The organism is Parafrigoribacterium mesophilum, assembly GCF_039652555.1.
GTDB classification, from domain to species: domain Bacteria; phylum Actinomycetota; class Actinomycetes; order Actinomycetales; family Microbacteriaceae; genus Parafrigoribacterium; species Parafrigoribacterium mesophilum.
This window is the reverse complement of sequence record NZ_JBDJAF010000001.1, coordinates 1,969,477-1,977,205: the sequence shown is the minus strand read 5'-3', so window position 1 is coordinate 1,977,205 and position 7,729 is coordinate 1,969,477. Positions and strand designations below refer to the sequence as shown.

Below are 7,729 nucleotides of genomic sequence, written 5' to 3'. Positions count from 1 at the left end.
CCTCGTGGCCGCCCTCGCGGCCCAACCCGCTCTGCTTGACCCCGCCGAACGGTGCACTCGGGTCCGACACCACGCCGCGGTTGAGTCCGACCATGCCGGCCTCGAGCCGCTGCCCCACCGCGAGCCCCCTGGCCAGGTCGGTGGTGTACAGGTAGGCGACCAGGCCGTATTCGGTGTTGTTGGCCAGGCGGATCGCCTCCTCGTCGGTGTCGAAGGTGACGATCGGAGCAACCGGGCCGAAGATCTCGTTGTGCAGCACCGGCGCATCCGGGTCGACGTCCACCAGCACGGTCGGTGGATAGTAGAAGCCTGGGCCGGTGCCGGCCGCTCCTCCGGTGAGGGCGCGGGCGCCGCGGGCGAGGGTGGCGTCGACCAGCTCGGTCACTTTGTCTCTGGAGTCGGCGTTGATGAGCGGGCCCAGTTGCACGGATTCCTGCCTCGGGTCTCCGACGGTGAGGGCGGCCATCCGCTCGGTCAGCCGCCGGGAGAACTCCGCGGCGATCGAGGAGTGCACGTAAAACCGGTTCGCGGAGGTGCAGGCTTCGCCGCCGTTGCGCATCTTGGCCACCATGGCGCCGTCGACGGCCGCGTCGAGGTCCGCGTCGTCGAGCACCAGGAACGGTGCGTTGCCGCCGAGTTCCATCGAGCAGTTGACCACGGTGCGGGCGGCCTCGGCGAGAAGGGTGCGGCCGACCTCGGTGGAGCCGGTGAACGAGAGCTTGCGCACGGCCGGATGATCGAGCATCGCCGTGACCACCGGTCCGCTTCTCCGGGACGGCAGCACGTTGACCACCCCGTCCGGCACTCCAGCCTCTGCCATCAGCGCGCCGATCGCCAGTGCGGTCAGCGGCGTGTCGCTGGCGGGCTTGAGGATGACGGTGCAGCCGGCGGCGAGCGCGGGGCCGATCTTGCGGGTGGCCATGGCGGCGGGGAAGTTCCACGGGGTCACCAGCACGCTCACCCCGATCGGCTGGTGGGTGACCAGGATGCGGTTGGCGCCGGCCGGCGCGGTCTGCACACTGCCGAGCACCCGCACCGTCTCTTCGGAGAACCAGCGGAAGAACTCGGCCGCGTAGGCCACCTCGCCGCGTGCATCCGCCAGCGATTTGCCGTTCTCCAGCACGATGAGTTGCGCGAACTCCTCCGCGCGCCGCGTCATCAGTTCGAACGCGCGGCGCAGAATTTCACCGCGCTGCCGGGGCGGCGTGGCGGCCCAGGCCGGCAGGGCCGCGGATGCCGCGGCGACGGCCGCGAGCGCATCCTGTTCCGAACCGCTCGGCACCGACGCGATCACCTCGCCGTCGGCAGGGTTGATCACGTCGAACCGGGCACCGTCGTCGGCGGCGCGCCAGGTACCGCCGATGAGCAGCTCGTGCGGGAACCAGTCGGTGTTCTCCCGGGTGCGGGTCATTGTCGCGTCTGTCATCGATACCGCTTTCCTATCTAGTGAGAGTCATACTTATTGGCGATGAAGAGCTCCTGCGACGGGAACTTGGTGAGCACGTGGGTTCCGGTCTCGGTGACCACGACCTCCTCCTCGATGCGGGCGGCCGAGAAGCCGTCGGAGGCGGGGCAGTAGGTTTCCAGTGCGAACACCATGCCGGCCTGGATCTCCACCGGGGAGTCCAGACTGTTCAGGCGCGAGATGATCGGGCGCTCGTGCAGGCCGAGCCCGAGGCCGTGGCCGAACTGCAAGCCGAACGCCGCCATCTCGGTGTCGAAGCCGAAGTCGGTCGCCTTCGGCCACACCTTGGCGATGTCGTCGGTGCCGATTCCGGCGCGGGTGACGTCGATGGCGGCGTCCATCCACTCGCGCGCCTTCGTGTAGGCGTCGTACTGGCTGGGTGTGGCGCTGCCGACCGCGAACGTGCGGTAGTAGCAGGTGCGGTAGCCGTTGAAGGAGTGGATGATGTCGAAGAAGGCCTGCTCGCCTGGCCGGATGATGCGGTCGGAGAAGTTGTGCGGATGCGGGTTGCAGCGCTCGCCGGAAACCGCGTTGATCGCCTCCACCTGGTCGGAGCCCATCTCGTAAAGCCGTTTGTTGGCCAGGGCGACGATCTCGTTCTCCCGCACCCCGGGCTTGAGCGCCTCGACGATGTCCTGGTAGACCCCGTCGACCATGGCGGCGGCCTGGTTCAGCAGCATGATCTCGTCCATCGACTTGATCTGCCGGGCATCCAGCATGTGCTGCTGCGCGTCGACGACCTTCAGCCCCTGGCGTTCCATTTCGAACAGGAACGGCGGCTCCACCAGATCCACGCCGATCGGTGAGTCGGCGACACCGGCATCCTTCAGCAGCGCCTTGATTTCGGTGACGGCCGACCGCATCAGTCCGGCATCCGGGGCGATCGCCCCGCGCATCCCGAGCATGCCGGGATGCACGTGGTCATGCTGGAGCCACGGTGAATACAGCTGGCGGTGCTTCACGGCGGAACCGAAGTCCCACAGGTGCGGTTCGCCGTCCCGGGTGAGCAGCACATACCGGGTCATCTTGTCGCCCAGCGCGCCGCCGATCCAGGTCTGGGAGGTGTACCGGATGTTGTAGAAGTCGAACAGCAGGAACGCGCCGCACTCGCTGGCTTCAAGCGCCGCCTTGGCGCGGGTGATGCGGTAGTCCCGGAGCCGCGAGAAGTCGACGCGCTCTTCGAAGTCCACACCCATGTGCCCTGGGGCACCGAGCGGGCGAACCGCCCCGGCAAGCTTGCCGGTTCCGCTACCGGCGGTGTCGGTCGCGCTCTTACTCATCAGGTCAGTCATTCCGATACCTCCAGCCCGCTCTTCACGGGCGTGTCCTCTGCGACGAGCTCATACCCGGACCGACGGGCTTGTTCGAGGATGAGGGTCGCGAAGTCCTGCGTGGTGTGGCCGGCACCGATCGCCGACGCGACGAGCTGGCCGGTCGCGGAAGCGATCGGCATGGGCACACCGAACTTGCGTCCGGCTTCCAGCCCCAGCTCGATGTCTTTGTTCAGCAGAATGTTCGTGAAGGTTGGCGTGAAGTCCAGGTTCACCAGGGCCGGAGACTTGTAGCGGCTGAACACCGACCCCATCACCGAGTCATTGAGGAACTCGAGGAACGCCGCCCGGCTGACGCCGCCGCGCTCGGCCAGCACGGTGATCTCCGCGAGTGACTGGGTCACGACGCCGAGGAACACATTGTGGGCGATCTTCACCAGGCGGGCGACCTCTCCCTCCCCGACGTAGGTGACGCCACGGCCGAACAGGTTTAGCAGGCCCTCGACCTCCTCGAACGCCGCCCGCGGGCCGGAGACCGCGACGGTGAGCTTCCCGGCCGCGATGACGGACGGGTTGCCACTCACCGGTGCGGCCAGCAGCTGGGTGCCGCGCGCGGCGGCGGCGGCGCGGGTGTCGGCGGAGGCCTGCTCCGAGACGGTGGAGGAGTCCACCAGCACGCGCGGGGCGGCACCGTCGGCGGTGAACAAGCCGCCATCGCCGACGGTGACCGCCACGAGATCCTTCGGAGCCGACACCATGCTGAACACGACGTCACGATCGGCCAGGTCGACCGGGCGGTCGACCACACGAGCGCCGAGCGGCTCCAACGCCTCGGCCTTGGACCGGGTGCGGTTGTACACGCTCACATCGTGGCCGGCCTCGAGCAGCCGAGTGGCCAGCGCGGCACCCATCCTCCCGATCCCGATCCAGCCGATCTTCACGGTGTCTGACATGGCTGACTCCTTCTCTCCGTCTATCTACGCTTGCAGCCGGTCGGCCACGGGTTGCCCGAGCAGGGAGCCGAGCACAGTGGAGATCGAGTGCAGCTCCGCCTCGACATCCGTGGCGGCACGCCAGGCGACGAAGCCGTCCGGCCGCACGAGCACGGCACCGGTGGAGGTGATCCCGTAGCTCTCGCCGAACTTCCCGTCCGGATCCAAGCCCGCATCCACCGTGTACCGGTCGAGCCCGACACCGAGGTCGCGGGCGGCCGCGTCGCCGGATTCTCGCCACGCCTGAGCATCCACGCCGGTGAACAGCACGAAGTTGCGCTGGAACAGGTCCAACGTGGACACCTTCTGCCCATCCTTCGTGAGCTCGTAGTGCGGTGCCCGGGAGCCCGGCAGGCCGTGCAGTTCCCGCGGGTCGGCCTGGATCGCACCGTCGTCATCGGGCTCGGCGATCACCGCGGAGGACCGGTAACGGTAGCCGAGGTCGATGTTGTTGTCCGGAACCGGGGTGTCGATGCCGTCCGCCGCCCGGAACGGGGCCGCCCGCATCACATAGCGGGAGTAGCCCTGCTCCACCGTGAACGCGGCCACCGGCTTGCGCTCGGCCTCGTAGCTGGACAGCAGCTCGTCGCCCGCCCGCCCATCGAGTACCGCGGCGAGTTTCCAGGCCAGGTTGTGGGCGTCGTGGATGCCGGTATTTCCGCCGTATCCACCGTAGGGTGGCATCTCATGGGCGGCGTCACCGACCAGGAACGTGCGTCCGCGCCGGAACTCGTCCGCTGTCACGGCGGTGGCTTCCCACTTCATCACGTTGTCGATCTCCACGGGCAGGTCCGGCACGCCGAGTCCGGCACGCACAAGTTCGATGCTGCGCTCGTCGTTGAGTCCGGTCCACAGATCGCTGTTCGGATGCTGCGGGTCGCCGAGGCCGTGCACCGCGAGGAAGCCGGACTTGTACGGCTTTTCGATGCGGAAGAAGCCCTGCAGCACCGGGTTGACGACCATGACGACGCTGAGGTTGCGCTCGTTCAACAGCGGTTCGACATCGGCGCGGAAGTAGATCGTGATGCTCTTGGAGATCACACCGTGGCCGCTGCGGTTGATGCCCAGCTGCGTGCGGATCGTGCTGTGCGGCCCATCGGCGGCGACCAGGTACTTGGCGTGCACGCTGGATTCCTCCGACGTCGCCCGGTTGCGCACGATGGCGGTGACCCCGTCCTCGTCCTCCTGAAAACTGACCAGTTCCGTTCCGAACAGCACTTCGGCACCCAGCTCCACGGCGCGGGACTGGAGCACGGGCTCCACGGCGATCTGGGTGACGAAGATACGCTCGGACGGACTCAGGTCGCGGATGCCGTCGTTGACGTGGGTCATGTACCAGGCGATCTCCTTGCCGGCCATCGTCTCGACGGCCATGATCGCGCCATCCGGTTCGAACTGCTCGAACGACCTGGTGCGCATCGGTTCTTCGACGTCGACGCTGCGGAAGATCTCCATCGAGCGCTGCAGCATGAGCGCCGCGCGCGGATGGATCGCGGCCCCCGGATGCTTCTCGATGACGAGACTCTTCACGCCCTGTTTGCCCAACAACACTGCCATGGTCATGCCGACCAGGCTGCCCCCCACAACCAGGACCGGTACATCGTAGTTCTTCATGTCTTCACTCACTTCGTTGTGTGCCAAAGGTCCGGAAGGGGGTTACATCGCGAGGATCGCGTCGTAGGCGCCGAACACTTCGGCCTTCAAGTCGCCGGCCTTCGGGTTACCCCAGTCGTGCATCCAGTGCGAGACCAGCGGCATCCAGGTGATCGGCACCACACCGGCCTGGTACATGCGCTGCTGGCCGTAGAAGTGTGCGTCCGCCGTCGCGTCGCCTGCGGCGTCAATGAGGCCGTAGACCTCATAACCGTCCGCGACGCCGTGCAGGGCGGTGAAGGCGAAGCACATGCTCGTCCAGAGCCCGGACACGATCAGCTTCTTGCGCCCGGTGGCCTTCACGGCGGCCGACACGGCGTCGTCCTCGAGTGCGTCGAAGCTTTGCCCCGACCGCTCCAGCACCTTCTCGTTCGGGAACTGGTCGGTGAGCTGGCCCACGAAGGGACCATTGCCGCCTTCCCAGATCGAACTCATCACGACGGGGACACCCAAAATGCGTGCCGCCTTTACCGTCGCTACCGCACTGGTGTGGATGGCGTCGCGGTCGCCGGAACCGATTCCGGCGAACATAGCCCGTTGAAAGTCGACCAGGAGAACCGCACTGTTGTCCGCAGTGATCGGGTCGAGTATTGCATTCGTCATCTGAACTCCAACTCCGAGGGTTGTCTCGCAGCCCTCGTTGGCTGCGATCGATTGCAATCATCGTCGAAACTTTCCGCGAGGTCAAGGAAATCGGCGAACTCGGTCTTGAGCGCGTGTTGAACGTTGTACTCTCGGGTCATGTCGAAGCGCGCCACCATCGCCGAGGTCGCGGAATTGGCCGGCGTGCACAAAGCCACCGTGTCTCGCGCTCTGAACCCCGGCACAGCGCACTACGTCAACGCAGTCACGGCCAAGAAGGTGCAGCGGGCCGCCAAACAGCTCGGCTACATCCCGAACATCATGGCACGCGGACTGCGGATGAGCCTGTCGATGACGATCGGGGTGATCGTGCCGGACCTTGAGAACCCGATCTTCCCCCCGATCATGCGCGGCATCGAGAACTACCTCTCGCCCCGCGGGTACACCGCTCTGCTGGCCAATACCGATGGCCGTGACTCGCTGGAGCGGGCGGCGTTCGACTCACTGCTGCAGCGCAGAGTCGACGGGTTCGTGATGGCCACCGGCCAGACCGAGCACCCGCTGCTCGCCGACGCCTACGCGCGCGGCATCCGTGCCGTCATGCTCAATCGGGGCACGGTGGGAGTGCCGTATCCGCTGGTCACCGGGGCGGACGGTGCCGGAATCACCGCGGCGGTGAGCCATTTGGTGGGGCTCGGGCACCGCCACCTTCTGCACGTAGCCGGCCCGGACAACTTCACCACGAGCCTGGCCAGGTCGGACGCGTTCACCACCGCGTGCGCAACCCATAGGTCGGTGAAGCATCGGGTGGTCACCGCTCAGGCGCTCAGCGTGGCGGCCGGTGAATCGACCATGGACGGCATCCTGACCAGCGGGAACGCCTACCCGACCGCGATCGTGGCAGGCAACGACCTGCTCGCGATCGGCATCCTGCACTCCCTGCGGGAGCACGGCTTGGACTGTCCGCGGGACGTGTCAGTGATCGGCTTCAACGACATGCCCTTCGCAGAAGACATCCAGCCGCCGCTGACAACGATCCATGTCCCGCACCGGGAACTGGGCGCCGAGGCAGCCAGACTGCTGCTGAACGCCATCCAAGAGGGCAAACAGGAACCGCTCACCGTCACGCTCCCGGTCTCACTGATCGTGCGCGCCTCGACGGCGAAGCCGGCCGCGCACTGACCCGGACGGCCTTCCACAATGCTGCGCTGCCGCGTGGGCAGACCGATCAGTCCGATCTGCCCACGCCGACTTTTGGGCACAATACGCAAGTTTTCAACAATCGATTGCCGCGCGCCCGACGAACACCACGGCGCCGATCGGCGCCTGCAGCTACTTGCTCTGCTCCTCCGCCGCGTCGTCGGCGCTGTCCTCGACGTGCTGTTGCGTCTCCTCGGCCGCGGCCTGCGCCCTGGCCTTCTGCGCAACATCTGAAGGAACTCCCGGGTAACCGGCACCCCATCCGCTCACTGTGCAACCTCTCTCTCTTTTTTCTGGCTTTTCCACGAACCCGGGCGGGCTCTGCCGCCGAGCATAAACTCCCGGCGACGTCCTCGTCCACCGCAATACCGATCCGGTGCTAGATCCCGAGCGTCGCGCGCAACTGTGCCGGGTCGGCCACGAGATCGGTCGAGGCGCCAGTCCACGCCATCTGCCCGTGCTCTGCTCACAGATTAGGTCTAATAGTGACACTAATCGCTCTTTCGGACAAGCGTCCGTTATGCGAATGACACCGACATGGATCCAGCCACCGCCGGAGCACACCC

General features: G+C 66.6%; 7 protein-coding genes. 1 reads left to right on the top strand and 6 read right to left on the bottom strand.

The genetic code is table 11. The annotated features are described in order from the left end of the window. The 5 genes from ABFX56_RS09455 to ABFX56_RS09435 all read right to left on the bottom strand — a co-directional run. On the bottom strand, nt 1-1,426 hold a 1,426-nt coding region (locus ABFX56_RS09455; protein WP_346232994.1), incomplete at its 3' end, for an NAD-dependent succinate-semialdehyde dehydrogenase. A gap of 17 nt (nt 1,427-1,443) precedes the next feature. Then, nucleotides 1,444-2,757: a M24 family metallopeptidase gene (locus tag ABFX56_RS09450; protein WP_346232993.1), complete on the bottom strand. Its 1,314-nt coding sequence runs from the start codon at nt 2,755-2,757 to the stop codon at nt 1,444-1,446. Beyond that, entirely contained in the window at nt 2,754-3,689 is a 936-nt protein-coding gene (locus ABFX56_RS09445) for an NAD(P)-dependent oxidoreductase (protein WP_346232992.1), read from the bottom strand. The genes ABFX56_RS09450 and ABFX56_RS09445 overlap by 4 nt, the downstream gene beginning before the upstream one ends. 24 nt (nt 3,690-3,713) lie before the next feature. Further along, complete coding sequence (locus tag ABFX56_RS09440) at nt 3,714-5,342, bottom strand: FAD-dependent monooxygenase (RefSeq protein WP_346232991.1); 1,629 nt, start codon at nt 5,340-5,342, stop codon at nt 3,714-3,716. A 42-nt stretch (nt 5,343-5,384) separates the two neighbouring features. Further along, nucleotides 5,385-5,984 carry an isochorismatase family protein gene (locus ABFX56_RS09435; RefSeq protein WP_346232990.1) on the bottom strand — a complete coding sequence of 200 codons (600 nt, stop codon included), beginning with the start codon at nt 5,982-5,984 and terminating at the stop codon, nt 5,385-5,387. Between the two features lie 138 nt (nt 5,985-6,122). On the opposite strand from ABFX56_RS09435, the gene ABFX56_RS09430 reads away from it, so the two are divergent. Next, nucleotides 6,123-7,145 (top strand): LacI family DNA-binding transcriptional regulator, encoded by a 1,023-nt coding sequence (locus tag ABFX56_RS09430; RefSeq protein WP_346232989.1) that lies wholly within the window; start codon nt 6,123-6,125, stop codon nt 7,143-7,145. Between the two features lie 150 nt (nt 7,146-7,295). Here the strand turns inward: ABFX56_RS09430 and ABFX56_RS09425 are convergent, their stop codons facing one another. Then, nucleotides 7,296-7,433, bottom strand: coding sequence for a hypothetical protein (locus ABFX56_RS09425; protein WP_346232988.1), 138 nt, complete (start codon nt 7,431-7,433; stop codon nt 7,296-7,298). Nucleotides 7,434-7,729 lie beyond the last annotated feature (296 nt).